Source organism: Bifidobacterium sp. LH_730, from assembly GCF_056355835.1.
Genome location: NZ_JBKETB010000013.1, coordinates 31,822 through 52,729, shown reverse-complemented (window position 1 = coordinate 52,729; position 20,908 = coordinate 31,822). Strand labels below are relative to the sequence as shown.

General features: G+C 60.2%; 23 protein-coding genes. 13 read left to right on the top strand and 10 right to left on the bottom strand.

Annotated features, from left to right (window positions below; genetic code table 11):
- The first annotated feature begins 224 nt into the window (after positions 1-224).
- The 4 genes from AC1AUD_RS11995 (at position 225) to AC1AUD_RS11980 (ending at position 6,440) form a co-directional block, all read left to right on the top strand.
- Complete coding sequence (locus AC1AUD_RS11995; RefSeq protein ID WP_476574609.1) at positions 225-1,034, top strand: ABC transporter ATP-binding protein; 810 nt, start codon at positions 225-227, stop codon at positions 1,032-1,034.
- Positions 1,031-3,559: an FtsX-like permease family protein gene (locus tag AC1AUD_RS11990; RefSeq protein WP_476574608.1), complete on the top strand. Its 2,529-nt coding sequence runs from the start codon at positions 1,031-1,033 to the stop codon at positions 3,557-3,559. The genes AC1AUD_RS11995 and AC1AUD_RS11990 overlap by 4 nt, the downstream gene beginning before the upstream one ends.
- Positions 3,560-3,950: 391 nt before the next feature.
- On the top strand, positions 3,951-5,183 hold the full coding sequence (locus tag AC1AUD_RS11985) for an ATP-binding protein (RefSeq protein ID WP_476574607.1): 1,233 nt from the start codon (positions 3,951-3,953) through the stop codon (positions 5,181-5,183).
- Between the two features lie 333 nt (positions 5,184-5,516).
- Positions 5,517-6,440 (top strand): metal ABC transporter solute-binding protein, Zn/Mn family, encoded by a 924-nt coding sequence (locus AC1AUD_RS11980; protein WP_476574606.1) that lies wholly within the window; start codon positions 5,517-5,519, stop codon positions 6,438-6,440.
- A gap of 641 nt (positions 6,441-7,081) precedes the next feature.
- Here AC1AUD_RS11980 and AC1AUD_RS11975 read toward each other — a convergent pair.
- The 4 genes from AC1AUD_RS11975 to AC1AUD_RS11960 all read right to left on the bottom strand — a co-directional run bounded on the left by AC1AUD_RS11975 (position 7,082) and on the right by AC1AUD_RS11960 (position 9,100).
- On the bottom strand, positions 7,082-7,774 hold the full coding sequence (locus AC1AUD_RS11975; protein ID WP_476574605.1) for a Fic/DOC family protein: 693 nt from the start codon (positions 7,772-7,774) through the stop codon (positions 7,082-7,084).
- Entirely contained in the window at positions 7,737-7,922 is a 186-nt protein-coding gene (locus tag AC1AUD_RS11970) for an antitoxin VbhA family protein (protein WP_476574604.1), read from the bottom strand. Before AC1AUD_RS11970 ends, AC1AUD_RS11975 begins: the two co-directional genes overlap by 38 nt.
- A gap of 126 nt (positions 7,923-8,048) precedes the next feature.
- Positions 8,049-8,711, bottom strand: coding sequence for a hypothetical protein (locus tag AC1AUD_RS11965; protein ID WP_476574603.1), 663 nt, complete (start codon positions 8,709-8,711; stop codon positions 8,049-8,051).
- Complete coding sequence (locus AC1AUD_RS11960; RefSeq protein WP_476574602.1) at positions 8,708-9,100, bottom strand: PadR family transcriptional regulator; 393 nt, start codon at positions 9,098-9,100, stop codon at positions 8,708-8,710. The genes AC1AUD_RS11965 and AC1AUD_RS11960 overlap by 4 nt, the downstream gene beginning before the upstream one ends.
- A gap of 267 nt (positions 9,101-9,367) precedes the next feature.
- On the opposite strand from AC1AUD_RS11960, the gene AC1AUD_RS11955 reads away from it, so the two are divergent.
- From AC1AUD_RS11955 to AC1AUD_RS11925, 7 genes are all read left to right on the top strand, one after another.
- A complete protein-coding gene (locus AC1AUD_RS11955; protein ID WP_476574601.1) occupies positions 9,368-10,153 on the top strand; it encodes an Abi family protein in 786 nt (261 codons plus the stop codon).
- A 268-nt stretch (positions 10,154-10,421) separates the two neighbouring features.
- Positions 10,422-10,682 (top strand): hypothetical protein, encoded by a 261-nt coding sequence (locus AC1AUD_RS11950; protein WP_476574600.1) that lies wholly within the window; start codon positions 10,422-10,424, stop codon positions 10,680-10,682.
- Positions 10,666-10,938: a DUF4160 domain-containing protein gene (locus AC1AUD_RS11945; protein WP_476574599.1), complete on the top strand. Its 273-nt coding sequence runs from the start codon at positions 10,666-10,668 to the stop codon at positions 10,936-10,938. Before AC1AUD_RS11950 ends, AC1AUD_RS11945 begins: the two co-directional genes overlap by 17 nt.
- Positions 10,919-11,143: a hypothetical protein gene (locus AC1AUD_RS11940; protein ID WP_476574598.1), complete on the top strand. Its 225-nt coding sequence runs from the start codon at positions 10,919-10,921 to the stop codon at positions 11,141-11,143. Before AC1AUD_RS11945 ends, AC1AUD_RS11940 begins: the two co-directional genes overlap by 20 nt.
- A 507-nt stretch (positions 11,144-11,650) precedes the next feature.
- Entirely contained in the window at positions 11,651-11,932 is a 282-nt protein-coding gene (locus tag AC1AUD_RS11935; RefSeq protein WP_476574597.1) for an AbrB/MazE/SpoVT family DNA-binding domain-containing protein, read from the top strand.
- 68 nt (positions 11,933-12,000) lie between these two features.
- Complete coding sequence (locus AC1AUD_RS11930; protein WP_476574596.1) at positions 12,001-12,261, top strand: hypothetical protein; 261 nt, start codon at positions 12,001-12,003, stop codon at positions 12,259-12,261.
- Positions 12,230-12,517 carry a DUF4160 domain-containing protein gene (locus tag AC1AUD_RS11925; protein WP_476574595.1) on the top strand — a complete coding sequence of 96 codons (288 nt, stop codon included), beginning with the start codon at positions 12,230-12,232 and terminating at the stop codon, positions 12,515-12,517. Before AC1AUD_RS11930 ends, AC1AUD_RS11925 begins: the two co-directional genes overlap by 32 nt.
- A 341-nt stretch (positions 12,518-12,858) precedes the next feature.
- Here the strand turns inward: AC1AUD_RS11925 and AC1AUD_RS11920 are convergent, their stop codons facing one another.
- Together AC1AUD_RS11920 and AC1AUD_RS11915 are read right to left on the bottom strand one after the other, a co-directional pair.
- Positions 12,859-13,521 (bottom strand): DUF1129 family protein, encoded by a 663-nt coding sequence (locus tag AC1AUD_RS11920; protein ID WP_476574594.1) that lies wholly within the window; start codon positions 13,519-13,521, stop codon positions 12,859-12,861.
- A complete protein-coding gene (locus AC1AUD_RS11915) occupies positions 13,518-13,916 on the bottom strand; it encodes a PadR family transcriptional regulator (protein ID WP_476574593.1) in 399 nt (132 codons plus the stop codon). Before AC1AUD_RS11915 ends, AC1AUD_RS11920 begins: the two co-directional genes overlap by 4 nt.
- A 198-nt stretch (positions 13,917-14,114) precedes the next feature.
- Between AC1AUD_RS11915 and ettA the strand changes: the two genes are divergently transcribed.
- Together ettA and AC1AUD_RS11905 are read left to right on the top strand one after the other, a co-directional pair.
- The gene (ettA, locus tag AC1AUD_RS11910; protein WP_476574592.1) at positions 14,115-15,794 is read left to right on the top strand and encodes an energy-dependent translational throttle protein EttA; all 1,680 of its coding nucleotides are present in this window, start codon (positions 14,115-14,117) and stop codon (positions 15,792-15,794) included.
- A 131-nt stretch (positions 15,795-15,925) separates the two neighbouring features.
- Positions 15,926-16,876, top strand: coding sequence for an acyl-CoA thioesterase (locus AC1AUD_RS11905; protein ID WP_476574591.1), 951 nt, complete (start codon positions 15,926-15,928; stop codon positions 16,874-16,876).
- Here AC1AUD_RS11905 and AC1AUD_RS11900 read toward each other — a convergent pair.
- The 4 genes from AC1AUD_RS11900 to folE form a co-directional block, all read right to left on the bottom strand.
- A complete protein-coding gene (locus AC1AUD_RS11900; protein WP_476574590.1) occupies positions 16,873-17,415 on the bottom strand; it encodes a DUF3180 family protein in 543 nt (180 codons plus the stop codon). The two genes, AC1AUD_RS11905 and AC1AUD_RS11900, sit on opposite strands and share 4 nt — an antisense overlap.
- A gap of 56 nt (positions 17,416-17,471) precedes the next feature.
- Positions 17,472-19,124, bottom strand: a complete 1,653-nt coding sequence (gene folK / locus AC1AUD_RS11895) for a 2-amino-4-hydroxy-6-hydroxymethyldihydropteridine diphosphokinase (protein ID WP_476574629.1) — start codon at positions 19,122-19,124, stop codon at positions 17,472-17,474.
- A gap of 57 nt (positions 19,125-19,181) precedes the next feature.
- A complete protein-coding gene (folP, locus tag AC1AUD_RS11890) occupies positions 19,182-20,060 on the bottom strand; it encodes a dihydropteroate synthase (RefSeq protein ID WP_476574589.1) in 879 nt (292 codons plus the stop codon).
- 178 nt (positions 20,061-20,238) lie between these two features.
- Entirely contained in the window at positions 20,239-20,826 is a 588-nt protein-coding gene (folE, locus tag AC1AUD_RS11885) for a GTP cyclohydrolase I FolE (RefSeq protein ID WP_476574588.1), read from the bottom strand.
- Positions 20,827-20,908: the final 82 nt, after the last annotated feature.

The window sequence follows — 20,908 nt, the reverse complement described above, 5'->3', positions numbered from 1 at the left end:
TTCGCTTCCCACCACCGCCCGCGAAGTGACGCTCATCCCCCGGCATGATATCCGGCTGCGCGCGTTCATTCCCAGGGGTGAGCGGCGGATCAGAAGCATCCCATCGAACGATGCCCCGCACGGGAACGGCGACCGTACCGTGTGGGTGACCGTTGAAGTTGGGACGGTTTTTCAAAAATCATATGGGAGGGCATATGTTCACCAATAGTGAATCCAATGCAGGAATGACCGGAATCGCAGCGGTGGAGGCGCGCGACGTGCGCAAGACGTATGGCTCGGGCCCGTCCGCGACCGTGGCCGTGGCCGGCGTCTCGGCCAAGTTCGAACAAGGCAGGTTCACAGCGATCGTGGGTCCGTCGGGCTCGGGCAAGACGACGCTGCTGCATTTGCTCGCGGGACTGGACACTCCATCGGCGGGCAAGGTGTTCGTGGCGGGAACCGATATCTCCACGCTGTCCGACGACGCGCTGTCGGATCTGAGACGAGACCGGATCGGGTTCATTTTCCAGGACTTCAACCTGCTGCCATATCTGACGGCGGAGCAGAACATCGAACTGACCTACACGCTGCGCAAGAAACGCCCGGATCACGTGGCCGTGCGGACCATCGCGCGTGAGCTGGGCATCGAAAACCGTCTCGGCCACAGGCCGCAGGAGATGAGCGGAGGGCAGCGGCAGCGCGTGGCCGTGGCCCGGGCGCTGGTGGGCCGCCCCGCGGTGGTGTTCGCGGATGAGCCGACCGGCGCATTGGACGTCAAGTCGTCACGCCAGTTGCTGGCGATATTGTGCGATATGGCTTCGCGCCGCGGACAGACGATCGTGATGGTCACGCACGATCCCAACGCGGCCGCATATGCGGACCGCGCCTTAGTGGTGCGCGACGGTGCGATCGCCGCCGACATCAAGCATCCGGCCGCGGTGGATGTGGTGCGCGTGCTGGAACAGAGCGCCGATCCCGCTTCCGGTGACGTATCCGTGCCCGCTCCCCTGTCCACCGTCGGTAAGGTCGAGTCGAACCGGGAGGATGCACGATGATGCGGCTGGCTTGGGCGCAGTTCCGCCACGCGCCGTCACGACTACTATCCGTGCTGCTGGCAGTGATGCTATCGGCGGCGATGCTTGCCGGCACCGTTGTGTTCTCCGCCACCTCGACCGCAAGCATGCGGGCGACCACGGCCGCCCCTTTGGAGCCAGTGGACGCAGTCATTGATCCCGGCGATGCCAATCTGACGGACTTGTCTCCGACATGGGCCGAGGATGTGCTTGACAAGGCCGATGTGGATTCCGAAGTGAAGTCCACAGCGCCTTATCTTGCCGCCACTTACACCGCATATGGCTCGAAGGCGCGCGGCGTGGCGACCATCACCAGCATCGCGGACTCCGCATCGCTGCGTTGGTTTTCTCTCGAACAAGGCGATTGGCCGAAGGGCGACAATCAGATCGTCATCTCGCAGGACACGGCCGACCAACTGGGAGTCGGAGTCGGCGACACCGTCACACTGAAAACCGACGATGGCACGGAGCGCACGGCAACGGTCAGCGGAATCAACGACGTCAAGTTCAAACCATTCACCGGAACCGATTACGCGATGTATGCCGCCCCGAGCTTCTTCGCCGGTGCAACGCCCACGGAACTGTTCGTCAAGCTCGCCGACCCATCGGAAACCGACGGGATCACCGCCAAGATAGCGGACGCCGCCAAGTCGGCGGGCGTGGCCGCCTACACCGGCGAAGAGCTGGCCAGGCAGTCGGCGTCCCGCCTGGCGGGCGGCAGCACCCAGCTGACCGTCATCATGGCCGTGTTCGCGCTCATCGCCCTGTTCGCCGCTATGATGGTGATCTCCAGCACCTACAAGACCCTGATTGCGCAACGCACCCACGACATCGCCATGCTGCGTCTCATCGGCGCGCGCCGTGCGAATGTGCGTTCGTTGGTGTTATGCGAGGCGCTGATCGTGGGACTGATCGGAACCATCGCAGGCGGTGCGATCGGACTGGGCGGCGGATATGCGGCGATGGTCGCGACGGGACAGGCGTTCGGCGGATTCGCCGCCAATCCGGCGCTGTTGGCCGGCGCGTTGCTGCTCACCGTCGCGGCGACCGTCGCGGCGGCATGGATGACCGTGCGCCACGCCACCCGAATCCCACCCGTCCAAGCATTGCAAGGTGCCGCCGCCGGCGAGACATCCCTCGGCGCTCCCGCATCGCAGCGTCGCATGATATTGATCCTCGTCATCGGCACGGCATTCGCCACGCTCGGAGCGGCGCTGTTGTCGCTGGGCGCAACCATGAACCAGATGCCCGCCGCGTTGATCGGCGGACTGGCGTTGGCGACCGGACTATTGCTCGCGCTGCCGAGGCTCACGACACTCGTCATGCCCGCCATCGCACGCATGCTGTCCGCATGCGGGCTGTCGGGCCGTCTCGCCGCATCCAGCATGGCGGCCAATCCACAGCGGGCGGGCGCGACCATCACCGCGATGGCCTTCGGCATCAGCCTCATCGCCGCGCTGTCTTCAGCGGCGACCACCGGCACCGCCACCATCGCCGCCGACAACGACGAACGCTACCCCATCACCGCGGCCCTCTACACGCCCGACGGCAGCCCCCTGTCCGGCAGGGTACTCGACCGCCGCTCCCAGATCGGCGACGCCAAGGCGTCCTATCCCGTGCGCACGGCCGCCATCGATCAGGCTCCGGACGGCGGCAAAACCACACCGGTCGTTCTGGAGGTCGTGCCGGACGAGGCGATGACCACCTTCGGCCAAATCGATCCGAAGGGCGGATCGGGCTCGTCTTCGGAGCCGATGGCGCTCGCGCATCCCCGCTATATGAGCACCATCGGCATCGGCGAAGGCGACGGCATCGACCTTACCGTCGCCGGCACACAGCTGAGTCTGAAGGTTCGCCCCTCGCAACTGGCCGAATCGCCGCGTCTAGCCATCGTCGTCACCGACTCGACGCTCGCCACCCTTCCGGAGGACGCCCGTGCCGGCATCGAACAGGCTCTCTCGACCAGCATGATCTGGTTCAAGGCAGCCGACGGCATCGACCGCGGCCGGCTTGCCGAACAGGTCAATCAGCTCGCCGTGGCCGATCCGAACGCAACCGTCGGCGGCGGCATCGCCGAAAGCAACGACATCATGAGCGTGCTCGACATGCTGCTCATGCTCTCCTATGCGATGCTTGCCATCACCGTCATCATCAGCCTGACCGGACTGGCCAACCAACTCGCCCTGTCCGTGGCCGAACGTCGTGCCGAAATCAGCATGCTGCGCGCCTTGGGCGCCAGACGAGGTGTCGTACGGCTCTCCATCGCCTGGGAGGCGCTTGTCCTGACCATCATCGGCACACTCGTGGGACTGGCGGTCGGTATGCCTCTTGGCATCGCCGGCGTCAAGGCGCAGGTCGGCGGTATGACCGACCGATTCACCATCGCCATGCCTTGGATGCAGATCGGCGTGCTCGTGCCGGTCATCCTCGCCGCGTCGCTCCTCGCCTCCGCCATCCCCGCGAACCACGCCACCGCTATCGCGCCGGCCGAGGGCCTGACCAGCTGACGGACTCAATCCAGGGTTCAACAAAAGAGGCCGGTTCGAACCGGCCTCTTTTGCATGTGCCAACTTATGGCACCGCTCATTCAGAGCCAGTAGTCCGGGAGCACGACGAGCATGCAACCAGAGATCACTCCCTTGAGCATCTGCGAGGGGATGTGTTTTTGTTCCATTCGTCGCCCCTTTGCCTAACTCAGTTCTCCTCTATCTTTTTCCAAGACACCACAAACTACCTTATATTGCAAGCTAACTGGAGGCACCGGCATGCAATTCACTGGATGAAATTCACCCCAAAGCTTATTTCATCCAATTTATTGGATAAAATAGCTTTTCATAGCAGTTTTATCCAAAATAATAGATAAAAAGACACATGGCGAACACCGAGGGAGGCTGTGACATGGACACCGCATCCAATCAGCTCGTGGCGAGACCAAGCTATACCGATTGGTTGCGCCGGTGGAAAGACCGGGATGTCATCAAAGTCGTCACCGGGCTGAGGCGTTGCGGCAAATCGACGATACTGCGCCTCTTCCAGCGCGAGCTGCGCGACAGCGGAATCGACTCGAGCCATATCATCTCCATCAATTTCGAGGATTTGTCCGAGCGTCATCCGAGAGACCCCCAGCAACTGTACGATTCCATCGTTTCACGGCTTTCCCCCAGCGGCACCAACTACGTGTTCCTCGACGAAATCCAGCACGTCGAGCACTTCGAACGGGCGGTGGATGGGTTATACGTGCGCGACGATGTGGATCTCTACATCACCGGATCCAACGCCGAACTGCTGTCCAGCGAACTAGCGACATTATTGACCGGACGGTATGTGGAACTACGCATGCTGCCACTGTCGTTCGCCGAATTCCGCGCCGCAAGGCAAACGACCGCAATGGGCGCGCGAGAAACCGTGGAGACCAGTTTCGAACGATACCTCACCTATGGCGGGCTGCCCTATGCGACGAATCTGGAGGACCCGCAGGATCTCTCCGATTACTTGGGAGGAGTGTTCAACACCATCCTCGTGGCGGATGTCGCCAAACGCAATCCGCGCATGGACATGCGCGCGTTCAACGACGTCGCCGCTTTTCTGGCCGACAATATCGGCAATGCCAATTCACTCAACAGCATTGCCGGCTCGTTGAAGGCAAGCGGACGGAAGATCTCTCCCACCACGGTCAGTTCGTACATTTCGGCCATGACAGAGAATTATCTGATGTTCCGCTCGCGACGCTACGACCTACAGGGCAAGGCTTGGCTTTCGACCGAAGAGAAGCTGTATCTGGGCGACCTGGGGTTCCGCACCTGGCTCCTCGGTAAATCACAGGGAGATCTTGGGCACCGACTGGAAAACGTCGTGTATTTGGAGCTGCTACGACGCAATGCGTCGGTCGCGACAGGCAAATGGGCGACCAAAGAGGTGGATTTTGTCACCGAGGGAACAGACGGCACAAACTACTACCAAGTATCGCAGTCCGTGCTGGATCCCCGAACGCTGGAGCGGGAACTCGCACCCCTGCGAGCGTTACGGGACAACCATCCCAAGACACTGCTCACGTTGGACCGCATCGGACTAGGCGATTACCAAGGCATCCGCCATATCAACGTAATCGATTGGCTACTCGGCAAGGAATGACACAGAACGGCAGAAAGCAGTTCGGCCACGCCCGCTTCCACGACCGAACTACTTGAATGCGGTCGAATCGACGATTTCGGCGTATATCACAACCCCGTCAACCACCGCATGATCCGCGAGCGCAAAACCGACCCCGCAACCGCGCTGTTCGAATATCTTTCATGCATCCTCGCCCATAACCGGAGCGCCAACGAACCGGAACTATCTCACTTGCAACGACCGCCACGCATTCGCCTTTCGACACACCATCCCTTTTATTTGATAATGATTCTCATTATTGTATTATGAGGACGCGGACGACAACGGTCCGACCAAACACAGAAGGGATGCATCATGTCCATAACGACCATCGCAAAACACGCTTTCTCAGCCGGGACGGCAATCGTCCTGCTCGCCTCACTGGCAGCCTGCGGAGGCAGCTCCACCGCCACAAGCGCAAACCCTGACGACGACGAAGCGACGATCAACGTCGTCGCATCCATCAACCAATGGGGATCGGTGGCCAGAGACCTCGGCGGCGATCTGGTGAGGGTCACCGACATCATGACCAACACCAACGTCGAAGCGCATGGTTACGAGCCCACCGCATCCGACGTGGCCACATTCACCAAGGCGCAGGTCGCGGTGGTGAACGGCGCCGATTACGATTCATGGGCCTCCAAGGCCGCCGGACACACCGACGCCGATGTGGTGGACGCAGCGCGGACATGCAATATCAAAGACGGCGACAACCCGCACGTCTGGTTCTCCTCCGCAGTGCGCAACGCCACAGCCGACGCCATCACCAACGCCTATATCAAGGCAAACCCCGAGAACAAAGCGCAATTCGACAAGCTCAACGAAGCGTGGCACAGGAAATCCGATGCGCTTGAGGCAAAGATCGACGGTGCCTCCGACAAACTCAAAGGTCTCGACTATGCCGCCACCGAATCCGTGGCCTGGTATCTTGCCGACGATCTAGGCATGAGCGACGCCACGCCATCCGGCTACGCCAAGGCCGCGGCCAACGAATCCGAACCCAGCCCATCGGACCTTCAGCAATTCGCCGAAACCCTTGGTTCGGGCGACATCAAGCTCCTCGTCGTCAATTCCCAGGAAGCCGATTCCACGACCGCACAACTCACCGACGCTGCCAAGCATGCGAACGTGCCCATCGTCGGACTCACCGAACAAATGCCCCGAAACCATAACGACCTGCTGGAATGGATGGACTCGCTCGTCGACGAGATTTCCCGCGCGGCGGAAGCAATGCAGTGATTCGAGCGTTCAATATCCGTTACAGTGCATAGACGGGACATAAGGGCGCATAAAGCATTTGCCCGGAATCGAGCGACACCCCACCGGGCGACAGGCAGGGCGCCGAGCTCCTTCGACTGCGTTCGCTCGCAGGGCACGCGTCGCTGGTGACCCCAAACCGTCTGCGACCCGTGAGACATCGTCATCCGTGAGGGAGGCAAACCATTCGCACAGATCTCCGGACAGAAATTCGTAGCGATGCCTGCACCGGACGAGGGACGGCTTCAACAATCCCATAGCCCGCCAGGCGAGCAGCAGGATAGCACCAAACTCATCAATTACCATTGCTCGAGATCTTGACGATGATGCCGGATATGGCATCATCGTCAACCCCGGTGGCAACGACCGGACGAGGCTTGCTAGTCCCCGGACAATCCGGATATTCAACCCACATAAGCCACACGTCATATGGCCTGATGCCAGGCATTGTCATACACAGCGTCCTCGGGGTCGTCCCAATCGGACGGCATAATCGCATGCCCCGATTCAGAGCGTTTGAATTTGCGCACGGTATTGACCCTGACCACACGGCGCGACTCTCCGTCTGCCCCGAAAAGCCTCTTGAGAGCAGCGGGAATGTTTGTCTGATTCCTTATCCACAGCTACCGCAAATGTCCGGTCGTCACAAAATCGGCGTTGATCGGCTTTGTGTCATCGCACGGCACGGTAATGCGATTGAACATCTGTTCCAACGGAGCAAAATCACGATTCTCGGCAGCCAATCGGCTTGCCTCGTCATTCTCCTCGCCACTGACCTGTCGCCAATCAAGGTCGTATCCGGCATCATGACAGAGCAGCGTCCACAACATGCGCTGGGTTCTGCCATTGCCTTCTCTGAAAGGATGAACGAAGTTGTAGTTGTCATAGTGGTAGGCGAGCCGATGTGCAAACGCCGGCTTCCCCATGCCCCGAAGCATATGGTCGCGCGCCAATTCGCTTTGTGCCCACGCCAATCCCCTGCTGATATTCTGCGATGGCAGAAAGAACGCAGACCCCTCTGTATTCTTACGAATTTCCACTGTGCGGATCATGCCGGCCCAAGCATAGACATCTCGGAACAGCCGCCTATGGATTTCCTGCAATTCAGCCAAGCTACCGTCACGTACCGACGGAGGATCGGCGATGATTTCAAGGATACGAACGCCGACAAGCTCACCTTCCGCCTGTCGCAGCTCATCCCATGTGGAAGCACCGACCAAATTGCCGAGCACACCGGTTTTCTGGTCGATATAGGGGTCGACGAATTCCTCCTGAGGTTCAGTCGACATGGGCATCAAGAGCTTGCGTGCGATCATTACGCCGCCACGCGCGACGCATCAATTCCTCGATGGTCATGGTCCCACGGACGAATTCATCGCTATCCGCGCGGAATTCATCGGACACATACGCCCCTTCCATCTCCCCCGAATGGATGGCCTCTTCCACCGCACGTCTGCGATCCATAATTCACCTCCGCTTCGTCGATACCCATTGTACTGCGCACGCTTTGCCCGCGGAGCGATGGCGCTTAGCCCCAACCACTGCCGGCACCCCGGCATAACCGCTGATGTTCAAGCCACCAGGGCCCACTCAGAGGAGATAATCCAGGAGCACGGCGAGCGCGGTGAGGACGGCAGCGATTATCGCCAAAGCCATCGCCGGAACAGTGAACGATGTGGTGACGAAAGTTGAGATCGTCGTTCCGACGCCCAGGATCAGGCAATACACCACCCAGATGGCGACCTTGCGCCAATTCATGGAACCATGCGTAAAGCCGAAATCAAACGCATGTCGAGAAAGGGCCTGCACCGTGCCCACCGCAGCCGCGGCATACATGGCGAAGGCCACGAGCAAACCGACCTGAACCGGAACATTCGGCAGCATACCGTGCTTTGTCGCATCGACAACACCGACCACTAGCATGATCCAACACACCGACGCTAAGGCAGCGAGTGCCAAGCCAATCCAACCCAACATTCGACGCCAGAGAGACGCCGGCGCGACGGCCGCCACAATCGCATCGCAGAACTCCCGATAATCGCCGCCGATGACATCGCTTGCCGTCTGCCCGCGTCGGCGGCCATCAATCAACATACCAATGATGTCCCGACGCACCTCCTCCTGCTGCGTGGCGGTCAGACTTGTGGAACGCAGGTAGCAGACGATGCCGGTCATCGTATCGAAATCCACCGGGTCGATGCGGTTTTCCATCGCATTGTTGATTTTTCTCAAATGACGTGATGCCCTGCTCATGATCTTGCCCCTTTGCCTTGTTCAGATACTGCATTGTCGTCGTTCACATGCCTGTCATCGGTGAGCAGATTCTTCACGGCGACGGACAGCATGCCGAATTCATCGCGGAAGTCCGCCAGTTCGGACTCCCCTTGCTGGGTGATGGCGTAGTACTTGCGTTTCGGGCCCAGCTCCGAGGGGCGGTAGCTGGCGACAATGCAGCCGTTTTTCTCCAGCCGCAACAGCACCGGGTAGATCGTCCCCTCGGCGATGGCCCCGAAGCCATAGTCGCTCAGTTTCTGCGAAATCTCGTAGCCGTAGGTCTCCCCCCGCGCGATGACGGCAAGCATGCAGCCCGCAATCACTCCCCTAAGCATCTGCGAAGGAATACGCTTCTGCGTCATCGCCATTTCGACCTCCTTCCCGATTTGCTTCCACTATCTTGCGTTCCAAGATACCATATACTGCCTTATATTGCAAGATAGCTGGGACGAGACCCTTCGACCGTATTCGCTACGCTCACTTCGCCCAGGACGACAGGATGGAATAGCTCACTTGGAACGATCGTCGAAGGGCAACCTCGCCCAATCTTCGTCGCCATCTGATTTGCCCCGAGCGAACAATCGGGCTATACGTGCCGCAGCGCCATCGCTATAATGATTTGCGATGGCCCCGGTATGACCGCTGATTTTCAAGTCACCGGGGCTCACTCATCTTCAACGCAGAGGGGAGCGTCGATATCCAACACCGCAACGCTTAGTCGAAGCTGGATTGACAGTTGGTTGTCATCCTCTCGCTTTGATGTTTATGTCACCGCATGCAGTGGAGATCTCGGGGACGCGCTTGCGCTTTACGAGTGGAATATCACTCTAGGGCAGGTCTTGCTCAGAGATCTAGCCCATTTTGAAGTAGGTATGCGAAACGCATACGACACAGCCATCGTCAATCATTGGAACGGCACCGCCCACTGGCTATTTGATGATTCTTCACCAGCCCGCAGGCCAATCATGCGCAAGAGCGGAGGAGGACGGCTGCTGGACTCAAACCACATCAACCGCAAACAAATCGACCAAGCTAAGAACACTTTGGGAAGCAAGGCCACGGCAGATCGGGTGCTGTCATCCATGACACTGGGATTCTGGACGCATATGACCGACCGCACACACGAACGCGACCTATGGATCCCTGCATCCACCATGCTTGGCCGAAAGGCACCCAACCACGCCGAACTACATCGCGAGATTCAAACCATCAACACGCTGCGTAACCGAGTCGCCCATCACGAACACCTATTCAACCCAACCGACACAAGTCTTCTGCCAACGAAAGTCGATGAAATCATCCTGCGCCTATTCCGCCAACTTTGCCCAGAAGCCGCCGAATGGCTCTATCCCATGGATCAGCCCACGCCATTGGCACAGTTCATCGAACGAAACCCCATCTCCGGACGGATCCGCCTATAAATCACCCACCCCGACCAGTTCACCCCTTTTGGAATAATGGGAATGTTTGACCGATTCCCTATTCACTCAACAGAGAAACGGAAAGTACTGTGGCTGAATTTGTGTATCAGCACTAAAACCGCGTCATTTCAACGTTTCTAAGGAATAAAATCGACACAAACGGTTGTGTCGATGCTGGTATGTGTCATCCCTGTGTCATCTGGTTCGTTTCGAGCAAACCCACACAAGCGCATGGACTGAATATACTTGGAATCGTAGGAGGTCTGTCATGCGTATCTTCGATTATTACGAGACTGGCGATGGGGTCAAGGTCACGCACTCCGAGCTGACGCCCGAAAACAACGTGCTCGTATTCTTCGATAAAGGCGACCGGCACCTTGAGGTGGCCATTCCAGAAGGTCGTATCGTCAAGAACACAGGCTTCAGTGACAGCCAAGCAACGACGTTTCTCATCAGCACGGTTCGCGGCATGAAGTCCATCATGGACTATGCGCAACGCGGAGGAGTCAGCCATGCCTGGGCTCTATAGGATCAGCGGCTTCCTCGTCTACTTCTGGGCCAACGAGAACAATGAGCCCATTCACGTGCATGTAGCACGAGGCAAGCAATCCCCGTCTGCGGCCAAGTTCTGGATACTGGAAAACGGCGACGTGCGATTGGAAAAGACCAGCCCGGATATGTCCATGAAGGAACTCCGAGGCATAGCGGACTTCCTTCGTTCCGTCGCTCCGGACATCACCGTGGCATGGCAGGAAGTGTTTGGATATGTCCGCTTCCACGACTGAGCTGCACGATTGCGGACACATCGGCGATTTCGACGTGTATTACAATCCCATCAACCATCGCATGATTTGCGAGCGCAAATCCGACCTCGCCACTGCACTGTTTGAATATCCTTCCTGCACTCTCACCCGCAACTGGGGCGTTAACGAACTCGAACTCTCCCAATTGCAACAGCAGCTGCGCAACAAAACATACACCGAAGCGTGATGCCGATTTAGAGGTAATCGCCCAGAATCATGACGGAGAGATCCTTCGGCTCCGTTCGCTGCGCTCACTTTGCTCAGGATGACAGGGAAAAGAGCGCCTCCGCTCGACCATCCATCATCTGCCCCGACCCGGCTACCCCTTTTGGAATAATGGGAATGTTTGACCGATTCCCTATTCACTCAACAGAGAAACGGAAAGTACTGTGGCTGAGTTTGTGTATCAGCACTAAAACCGCGTCATTCCAACGTTTCTAAGGGATGAAATCGACACAAATGGTTGTGTCAATGCCTGTCTGCGTCATCTTTGTGTCATCTTTGCGTCAAGACGCGAAAGCCGCCTTGACGCCACCGACCGAGATACGGTCAATCTATGACCAGATTCTGAATCGTTCTTACGCTCCGAACAAAGCGCACCCGCGCATCGTTCGCACAACCACTCATACTTGTGCGCCACTGTTATGAGAGCTACACTGAAAGTAATGATTACCTTACAAGTAAGGAGATGGCGATGACTTCGGTATTGGATATGGCCAAGGTGACTTCGAAGGGCCAGATCACGATTCCCGCCAGCATCCGCAAGGCCGTCGGAGTCCGCGAGGGCGACAAGGTGCTGTTCGTACGCGAGGACAACGGCACCATCTCGCTGCACAGCTCCAACCTAGAGGCGTTGCGAGCCACGCAGGATGCGTTCGACGGGGCCGCGCAGGAGGCCGGACTCAACGACATGGACGATATGGTCGATCTGGTCAAGAGCGTGCGGGCCGAACGTACCGTGCAGCAAAGCGACTGATTCCCCATCATTGATCATCAAACTTCCCTACCGTTGTCCGAATATAATGAAAATGCAAGGAGGCCGAGATGCGTATCTTCGATTATTACGAAACCGGCGATGGAGTCAAGGTCACCCATTCCGACCTGACACCGGAGCATAATGTCTTGGTGTTCTTCGATAAAGGCAACCAGCATCTCGAAGTAACGCTCCCCGAGGGACGCATTGTCGAAAATCATGGATTTGATACCGCTGAAGCCGGCTCTTTTCTCATCAGCGCGGTGCGAGGCATGAAATCCATCATGGGCTACGCTCAGAATGGCGGAGTGGAACATGCCTGGACTGTATAGAATCAGTGGTTTCCTTGTCTATTTCTGGACCAACGAGAACAACGAGCCCATACACGTGCACGTAGCGAGGGGCAAGCAGTCGCCGTCCGCAGCAAAGTTTTGGATACTTGAGAACGGAGACATACGACTGGAGAAAAGCTCTTCCGACATGACGGCGAAGGAACTCCGAGGCATCACCGAATTCCTTCGTTCCGTCGCCCCGGATATCACGATGGCATGGCAGGAGATGTTCGGATATGTCCGATTCCACGACTGAGCTGCGGTCATGCGGTCAGATTAACGGCTTCGACCTCTACTACAATCCCATCAATCGTCGTATGATATGCGAGCGTAAGTCCGATCTTGCCACTGCACTGTTCGACTACCCTTCCTGCGTACTGGTACATAATTGGGGGGCCAGTAAGCAGGAGATACGACAGCTGCGCGAATACCTTGAGATAAGCGTATCCGCATTGCCGACCTCAACCAAAAACGGAGTGCCCCTGCCCGCAAACAAATGACCCCGGGTAAACCGGGGCCATCGGCGTAGAGCGCCTCGACTTTGTCCCGAAGCAACACAACAAGGGCACCAAGATCAACCGACAGCAGCGCCATCATTCAGTTGAAATAATCCAGAAGCACTGCGCACACAGCGAGAACACCAACAGCCATGGCAAGCACCGCCACCGGAACCGTGAATGATGCGGTGACGAAGGTCGAGGCCGCAGTCCCAATAACCAGGACCAGAACCCACACCACAAACAGGACGATCATGCACCAATTCATGGAACCGAATATATTGGCGAGATCAAATATGTGACGAGTGAAGGCCCGCACCATGACCACCGCAAACACGGCGTAGATGACGAAGGCCACCAGCATACCCACCTGAATCGGAACATCCGGCAGCATGTCGTGCTTCATCGCATCGACAACGCTGATCACCAGCATGATCCAACTCATCATTGCCAACGCCGCGAACAGCATTGCGATCCAATCCACAGTCCGTCGCAAAAGAGACACCGGAGCGACAGCAGCTACTATTTCGTCGCAGAACGCCCGATAATCACCGCCTATCACGTCACTCGCCGACTGTCCACGCCGACGACCATCGATCAACATGTCAATAATGTCCCGACGCACTTCTTCCCGCTGCACGGCTGTCAGACCCGTGGATTGCAGGTAGTTCACGATGCCCCTCATCGCATCGAGATCCTTAGGATCGAGACGGTTCCCCATCTCATTGTTGATTTTCCTCAGACGGCGTGCCGCTCTGCTCATGATCTTGCTCCTTTGCTTTGTTCGATTGATGTATGGATTGACACATTGTCGTTATCCGCATGCCCACCCTCAGCGAGCAGGTTCCTCACCGCAGCGGACAGCATGCCGAATTCGTCGCGGAAGTCCGCCAGTTCCGATTCACCTTGCTCGGTGATGGAGTAGTACTTGCGTTTCGGTCCTAGTTCAGAGGGACGATAGCTGGCGGTGACGCAGCCGTTCTTCTCCAGCCGCAGCAATACCGGGTAGATCGTTCCCTCTGCGATGGTCCCGAAACCATAGGCACTCAATTTCTGAGAAATCTCATAACCATAGGTCTCGCCTAGAGCGATGATGGCGAGCACACAGCCCGAAACGACTCCCTTGAGCATTTGCGAGGAAATCCGCTCTTGCCCCATCACTTACCTCCTTTCGTTGGTTTCAACTTTTTACTATCTTGCAATCCAAGATACCATAGACTACTTTGCATTGCAAAATAGTTAGGTATGAGATCATTAGACTTCGTTCGCCACCCGCCCCAACCCGTTCACCCCTTTTGGAATAATGGGAATGTTTGACCGATTCCCTATTCACTCAACAGAGAAACGGAAAGTACTGTGGCTGAATTTGTATTCCAGATGATCAAGGCGCGCAAGGCGTTCGGGGACCGCGTGATCCTCGACGACGTGACCCTGAGCTTCCTGCCGGGCGCGAAGATCGGCGTCGTGGGCCCCAACGGCATGGGCAAGTCCACGCTGCTCAAGATCATGGCCGGCATCGAAACCGTCTCCAACGGCGAGGCGACGCTGACGCCGGGCTTCACGGTGGGCATCCTCCAGCAGGAGCCGCCGCTGGACGACACCAAGACCGTGGGCGAGAACATCAAGATGGCCTTCGGCCCGATCGCCGAGAAGGTCGCGCGCTTCAACCAAATCGGCGAGGAGATGGCGAATCCGGACGCCGACTTCGACGCCCTTATGGAGGAGATGGGCACGCTGCAGAACGAGATCGACGCCGCCAACGGCTGGGATCTCGACTCGCAGCTCGAGCAGGCGATGGACGCGTTGCAGTGTCCCGACCCCGACACCCCGGTGAAGGTGTGCTCCGGCGGCGAGCGCCGCCGCGTGGCCCTGTGCAAGCTGCTGCTCGAAGCCCCCGACCTGCTGCTGCTCGACGAGCCCACGAACCACCTCGACGCCGAGTCGATCCTGTGGCTAGAGCAGTTCCTGCACCAGTACAAGGGCGCCGTCATCGCCGTCACCCACGACCGCTACTTCATGGACAATGTGGCCGAGTGGATCTGCGAGGTCGACCGCGGCCAGCTCTACCCCTACAAGGGCAACTACACGACCTACCTGGAGACCAAGGCCAAGCGTATGGAGATCCAGGGTGCCAAGGATGCCAAGCTCGCCAAGCGCCTGAAGGACGAGCTCGACTGGGTGCGCTCCTCCCCCAAGGCCCGTCAGGCCAAGAACAAGGCCCGTCTGGAGCGTTACGACCAGATGGAGCAGGAGGCGCGCAACAACAAGAAGCTCGACTTCTCCGAAATCCAGATCCCGGCAGGCCCGCGCCTGGGCTCGCAGGTGCTCGAGGCCGAGCACATCCACAAGGCCTTCGGCGACCGCGTGCTCATCGACGACCTGTCCTTCACGCTGCCGCGCAACGGCATCGTCGGCGTGATCGGCCCCAACGGCGTGGGCAAGTCCACGCTGTTCAAGACGATCGTCGGCCTGGAGCCGCTGACCAGCGGCGAGCTCAAGATCGGCGACACCGTCGAGATCAGCTACGTCGACCAGAACCGCGAAGGCCTCGACCCGAAGAAGAACCTGTGGGAGGCCGTCTCCGGCGGACTGGACTTCATCGAGGTCGCTGGCGTGGAGGTGCCGACGCGCGCCTATGTGGCCAGCTTCGGCTTCAAGGGATCCGACCAGCAGAAGCTCACGGGCGTGCTCTCCGGCGGCGAGCGCAACCGTCTGAACCTCGCGCTGACCCTGAAGCAGGGCGGCAACCTGCTGCTCCTCGACGAGCCCACGAACGATCTCGATGTCGAGACGCTGGAATCGTTGGAGAACGCGCTGCTGCAATTCCCGGGCTGCGCCGTCGTGATCTCCCACGACCGCTGGTTCCTCGATCGCGTCGCCACGCATATCCTCGCATGGGAGGGCGATGACGAGAACCCGGCGAAGTGGTATTGGTTCGAGGGCAACTTCCAGGCCTATCAGGAGAACAAGGTGGCGCGCCTCGGCGAGGAAGCGTCCCGCCCGCACCGTCTGCATCGCAAACTGACGCGTGTGTGACGTCTAAGCATCTTTCGCGATATACTCCCCGCCTAGGAAATGTTTCCGGGCGGGGATTTTCATATATTGTGCACACGCCCGTCACACAGCGTCGATAGACTGACGCGCAACGACACAGAATCGAGGCAGATATGACCGACGTGACCGCAGCGTCCGAAGACAAGGCGAAGGCGCCCATCACCCCGTTGGAGCATCTGGTGAACGTGCTGAGGCTCGGCTCCCCCTCCGACTATCGCAACCACACCTACGTCAACGGCGAAAGCCTCTACTTCCCCACCGGCCGCGTCTACGGCGGTCAGGTCATCGCCCAATCGCTGATGGCCGCCGCCAAGACGGTGCCGGAATCCCGTCTGCCGCATTCGATACACGGCTATTTCATTGCCGCGGGCGATATCCATCAGGATCTGCTGTTTGATGTGGAGACGCTGCGCGACGGCCGTTCCTTCTCCGCGCGCCGCGTCAACGTCACCCAGGCCGAGGGCCCGATATTGACGGCGATCGCCTCATTCCAAGAGTCCGGTCAGGAGGGCGTCGAGTTCGCCGACCAAATGCCGGAGAACGTGCCCGATCCCGACGCGCTGACCTCGGCCAAGCAGTTGATGACGCCGTTCGCCGACAAGTCGCCGTTCGCCGATTACTATGCGCAGCGTTCCCCCTTCGACATCCGCCACGTCACGCCGACCGTGATGCTGCGCCCCGACGCGCGGTCGGCCGGGGCGGATTCCGGCCGCCAGATGGTGTGGATGAAGGCGGACGGCCAAGTTGACGTCCCCCAGCTCATGCACCGCGCGATGCTGGCGCTGGGCTGCGATCAGGTGATGATGGAGCCGGTGCTGCGCCGCGCCGGCCTGTCGATTGCCACGCCGGGCATCTCCTATGCCTCGATCGACCATTCAATGTGGTGGTATCGCGACGTGGATGTCAACGAATGGCATCTCTACGTGCAGGACACGCCGACGGCCGCGCACGGACGCGGACTGGGCGTGGCGAAGGTGTATTCCGCCGACGGCGAACTGGTCGCCGCGATGGCGCAGGAGGCGATGATCCGCGTGCCCGAGGGGACACGGCGGGCGCAAGCCTAGTCGCGCTCCTTGGCCGCGGTGGGCGCCGCCAGACCGCGGGAGCGATCGGCGGCGCGCTTCATCTTCGGATGCTCCGCGCCCTCCGAGGGCGGCAGTTGGCACAGCCATTCGCCGATGATGCCGACGACCATATCCGCCAAGCAGATCACGCCGGTGACCGCGCATTCGAGCACGGCCTGCTGATAGAACGACGCCTCGATATGCGGCAGACTCACCAGAATCTGCCCGCCGTAATATCCGGCCAATGCCGCGCCCGCCAAGCCAAGCGCCTTGGCCAGCACCAGCGTGTAGAGCGCGCGCGTCGGATTGATGAAGGAATGCGGGCGCTTCTTCGGATCGGTGGAGGCGTATTTATGCACCTGCAGGGCGAGGACCAGCACCACCACGCCAAGCAGCGCGAGCAGACCCGCGACCAGCCAAGGCGCGCCGACCAGCGACAGGCTGGAACGCTCGCCATATGTCGCGATGCCCGCGCCCGCCAACAGGCCGAGCGCAATCGCGACGGCGAAATGCCACCACGGGGTTCGTCTCGCCTTCATAGGTCCTCCTTATCGTCCGCCGAAAACCGCTGAATTCCGCCGATTCCCGGCAGCACTCAGCCCACCTGTCCCAAGATCCAATCATCCGATAGCATGCCGACTCGCGCGGCATCCGGTGCCATCGCCAGCAGATAGGACACCGGATCGCCGCCGAGACGCGCGTCCGGATCCATATCGAGCCACGGGGCGAGCACGGCCGCATGTTGGCTCGCGGTGGGCCACGGCACGCGGCAGTCGGGATCGTCGCACGTCACGCCCTCCATATCCACCAGATCGAGATCAATCGCCTTGCCGTGCGTTTCCTCGATCGCGCCGAGGGCGACGATCAGCTCGCGCGCCGACATACGGCAGGTCAGTTGGATGACGGCGGCCATGCCGTCCGGCCCGTCAAAATTGCCGATGTGATACAGCGGCGATATGCCCTCGACCTGATTGCCGGGGATGCCGTCGAGCGCGACGATGGCCTCGCGGAACAGTCGCTCGGCATCGGTGGAGGTCGAGTCCATGGAGATCACGGCGCGGCGGGAGCGAAGAGCGTCGACGCCGGCGTTGGGATCGACGCCGAGGTTGGCATCATCGCGGGTCTCGCCATTGCCGTCGGTTTCGGACACAGGCTTGCTCACAGCGTCACCGGACCGGGAATCAGCCATATCGGCGGCGGATCCGTAGGCGCCCGAATCACCGCTCATCCAGTCGCGGGCCACGAGTTCAACCGGCGGTTCGTCGCCATCGGCCTCCTCCATCAGCCCGTCGGCGAGCTGGCGGACAGGGCCGCCGTGCAGTCCAGGCAGATCGGCGTCGGGGTCGAGCGCCGCCCATGGCACAAGTACGAAGGCGCGCTGCCAAGCACGCGGATGCGGCAGGCTCAGACCGGGTTCCTCGCTTTGCAGGCCATCGAAGTCGACGATATCGAGGTCGAGGGTGCGGCTCGCCCAATGGTCCTCGCGCGTGCGCCCATGCTCGGCCTCGATGCAGTTCAGGGCGGCGAGCAGTTCCCGCGCGCTCAGCGTGGTGTTGGCCTCGACGACGGCATTGAGGAAATCGGGCGTGCCGTCGGCCATGCCCCAGGCCGCGGTGCGATACAGCGGCGATATGCCTGTGATCTGCGTGCCTTCCAGCGCATCGATGGCACGCACGGCGTCGCGAAGCGTGGCGGTCACGTCGCCGATGTTGCCGCCGAGCGCCACGACGGCATGGTGGACGAGGGGCTTGGAGTCTGAATCGTGGGCAGGCGCCGAACCAAACATGGTTCCGGAAACAGAACCAGTGTCACCGATAGCAGTGATATCAGCGATATCGGCATTGCCGAAAGCAGTCTTCCCATGCCCCGCGCCGACCGGCCCTTCGCTTCCCATCCGCTCGCGCGTGATGGTCACGGCCACATCGGCGAAAGGCACGGTGATCGGAGCGTGCGGCTTGTGCACGGTGACCGTGGCGCGCCGCACCGCGGGGAAAGAGAGGATCATATCGGCGATGCGCGCGGCAAGGCGTTCGATCAGATCGACGTGCTCCCCCTCGATGATGGCGACGACACCCTTGGCGATGGCGCCGTAATCAACGGTATCGCCCAGCGCATCTGTGCGGCCAGCACGCGCAAGATCGAGGCCGAGCGTCGCGTCGACGACGAAAGTCTGCGCACGCTCGTGTTCGAAATCAAGCACGCCGTGCGTGCCGTTGGCGGTGATGCCGGTGATGGTGATGGTGTCCACGTCAGCCTCCTCGTACCGTTGCTGTTCTACCGTCATACTGTCATGCGGTCGCGTCCGTCACGCCGCCTCGTCCTGATACCGGCGCCACAGATCGCCGACGGCGACCGCGGCGCGGGACTTGGCGACGTCATGCACACGCACGGCCCACGCCCCATGTTCGGCGGAGAGCGCCGAGATGGCGGCGGTGGCATCGTCGCGCGCATCCATATCCGGCTCCGCCACACCCACGCCGTTGAGGACAGCGGTGACGAAGCGCTTGCGGGAGGCGCCGATCAGCACCGGGTATCCCTCGGCGCGGAAAACGTCGAGTCCGGCCAGCAGCGGCAGATTGTGCTCGATGCCAGGCTTGGAGAAGCCCAAGCCCGGGTCGATGATCACCTGCGCGGGGTCCACGCCGGCAGCGAGCACGTCGTCGACCTGATGCATGAGTTCGTCGTGCACGTCCTTCAGCACACCGTGCTCGTAGTGCGAGGTGTCCGCGTCGGGGGTGGCGCCGGCCGCGCCGGCCAGCCAGCCGCGCCAATGCTGCACGATATAAAGGCAGTCGGTGTCGGCCACGACATGCGGCAGCTCGCGGTCGAGCGTGCCGCCGGAAACGTCGTTGATGATATCCGCGCCGAGTTCGAGCGCGGCTGCGGCCACGCTGGCGCGGGTGGTGTCGATGGACAGGGGGACGCCGGTGGGGACCAGCGCCTTCACCGCGCCGGTGATGCGGGCGAGTTCGTCCTCTTCGCTGACGCGCTTGGCGCCGGGGCGGGTCGATTCGGCGCCGATATCGATGATGTCGGCGCCGGAAGAGGCCATATCGCGGCCGTGTCGGGCCGCGGCTGCGGGGTCGAGCCAGAGACCGCCGTCGGAGAAGGAGTCCTCGGTGATGTTGAGGACGCCCATGACCAAGGTGTGGTCGGGGGTGCGTAGGGTTTGTGTGGCGGGCATTGTGTGGTCCTTTCCGTGGGCGCTTCGGTTTTTAAGTTTTGGACTACCCCTCAGTCAACTTCGTTGACAGCTCCCCTCACAAGGGGAGCACTATTCGAGCTTCGCCGTTTGCGGCACTTGCTAAGCGAGTGCCGTCCTTCAGTCAACTTCGTTGACAGCTCCCCTCACAAGGGGAGCATCAGCGGTGGCTCATGATGAGGCTCATGGCTTCGGCCCGGGTGGCGGGGTTACGGAGCAGGCCGCGCACGGCGGAGGTGACGGTGCGGGCTTCGGACTTCTTGACTCCGCGCATCGACATGCACAGGTGCTCGCATTCGGTGACGACGATGACGCCGCGCGCGCCGGCGTATTCGACCAGTGCGTCGGCGATCTGCTGGGTCAGGCGCTCCTGCACCTGCGGACGACGGGCATAGACCTCGACGAGGCGCGCCAGCTTGGACAGGCCCATCACGCCATCCTTGGCCGGGATATAGCCCACATGGGCCACGCCATGGAACGGCAGCAGATGATGCTCGCATACCGAATACAGCTCGATGTCCTTGACCAGCACCAACTCGTCGGTGTCCACGTCGAAATGCTTCTCCAACACCGCCGCTGGCGAAGAGGATAGCCCGGCGAACAGCTCACGTCCGGCGCGGGCGATGCGATCCGGGGTGTCGACCAGCCCCTCGCGGTCCGGGTCCTCTCCAATCGACGTGAGGAACAGACGCACGGCGCGGCGCACGCCCTCCTCGTCATAGGTCCGTTCGACGTTCTCCTGGGTCATATCTCCGTCCTCTCCTTTGCTTTCCGTCATTGCGATATCGTCAAAACCCCACGGCAAAGGGCCCGGCCTTGCGGCGCGTGCC

Excerpts from the sequence above, each read along its gene's own strand:
- AC1AUD_RS11995 (WP_476574609.1), top strand. The coding sequence starts at position 225 with ATGACCGGAATCGCAGCGGTGGAGGCGCGCGACGTGCGCAAGACGTAT.
- AC1AUD_RS11990 (WP_476574608.1), top strand. The coding sequence starts at position 1,031 with ATGATGCGGCTGGCTTGGGCGCAGTTCCGCCACGCGCCGTCACGACTA.
- AC1AUD_RS11985 (WP_476574607.1), top strand. The coding sequence starts at position 3,951 with ATGGACACCGCATCCAATCAGCTCGTGGCGAGACCAAGCTATACCGAT.
- AC1AUD_RS11980 (WP_476574606.1), top strand. The coding sequence starts at position 5,517 with ATGTCCATAACGACCATCGCAAAACACGCTTTCTCAGCCGGGACGGCA.
- AC1AUD_RS11975 (WP_476574605.1), bottom strand. The coding sequence starts at position 7,774 with ATGATCGCACGCAAGCTCTTGATGCCCATGTCGACTGAACCTCAGGAG.
- AC1AUD_RS11970 (WP_476574604.1), bottom strand. The coding sequence starts at position 7,922 with ATGGATCGCAGACGTGCGGTGGAAGAGGCCATCCATTCGGGGGAGATG.
- AC1AUD_RS11965 (WP_476574603.1), bottom strand. The coding sequence starts at position 8,711 with ATGAGCAGGGCATCACGTCATTTGAGAAAAATCAACAATGCGATGGAA.
- AC1AUD_RS11960 (WP_476574602.1), bottom strand. The coding sequence starts at position 9,100 with ATGGCGATGACGCAGAAGCGTATTCCTTCGCAGATGCTTAGGGGAGTG.
- AC1AUD_RS11955 (WP_476574601.1), top strand. The coding sequence starts at position 9,368 with ATGACCGCTGATTTTCAAGTCACCGGGGCTCACTCATCTTCAACGCAG.
- AC1AUD_RS11950 (WP_476574600.1), top strand. The coding sequence starts at position 10,422 with ATGCGTATCTTCGATTATTACGAGACTGGCGATGGGGTCAAGGTCACG.
- AC1AUD_RS11945 (WP_476574599.1), top strand. The coding sequence starts at position 10,666 with ATGCCTGGGCTCTATAGGATCAGCGGCTTCCTCGTCTACTTCTGGGCC.
- AC1AUD_RS11940 (WP_476574598.1), top strand. The coding sequence starts at position 10,919 with ATGTCCGCTTCCACGACTGAGCTGCACGATTGCGGACACATCGGCGAT.
- AC1AUD_RS11935 (WP_476574597.1), top strand. The coding sequence starts at position 11,651 with ATGACTTCGGTATTGGATATGGCCAAGGTGACTTCGAAGGGCCAGATC.
- AC1AUD_RS11930 (WP_476574596.1), top strand. The coding sequence starts at position 12,001 with ATGCGTATCTTCGATTATTACGAAACCGGCGATGGAGTCAAGGTCACC.
- AC1AUD_RS11925 (WP_476574595.1), top strand. The coding sequence starts at position 12,230 with ATGGCGGAGTGGAACATGCCTGGACTGTATAGAATCAGTGGTTTCCTT.
- AC1AUD_RS11920 (WP_476574594.1), bottom strand. The coding sequence starts at position 13,521 with ATGAGCAGAGCGGCACGCCGTCTGAGGAAAATCAACAATGAGATGGGG.
- AC1AUD_RS11915 (WP_476574593.1), bottom strand. The coding sequence starts at position 13,916 with ATGGGGCAAGAGCGGATTTCCTCGCAAATGCTCAAGGGAGTCGTTTCG.
- AC1AUD_RS11905 (WP_476574591.1), top strand. The coding sequence starts at position 15,926 with ATGACCGACGTGACCGCAGCGTCCGAAGACAAGGCGAAGGCGCCCATC.
- AC1AUD_RS11900 (WP_476574590.1), bottom strand. The coding sequence starts at position 17,415 with ATGAAGGCGAGACGAACCCCGTGGTGGCATTTCGCCGTCGCGATTGCG.
- folP (WP_476574589.1), bottom strand. The coding sequence starts at position 20,060 with ATGCCCGCCACACAAACCCTACGCACCCCCGACCACACCTTGGTCATG.
- folE (WP_476574588.1), bottom strand. The coding sequence starts at position 20,826 with ATGACCCAGGAGAACGTCGAACGGACCTATGACGAGGAGGGCGTGCGC.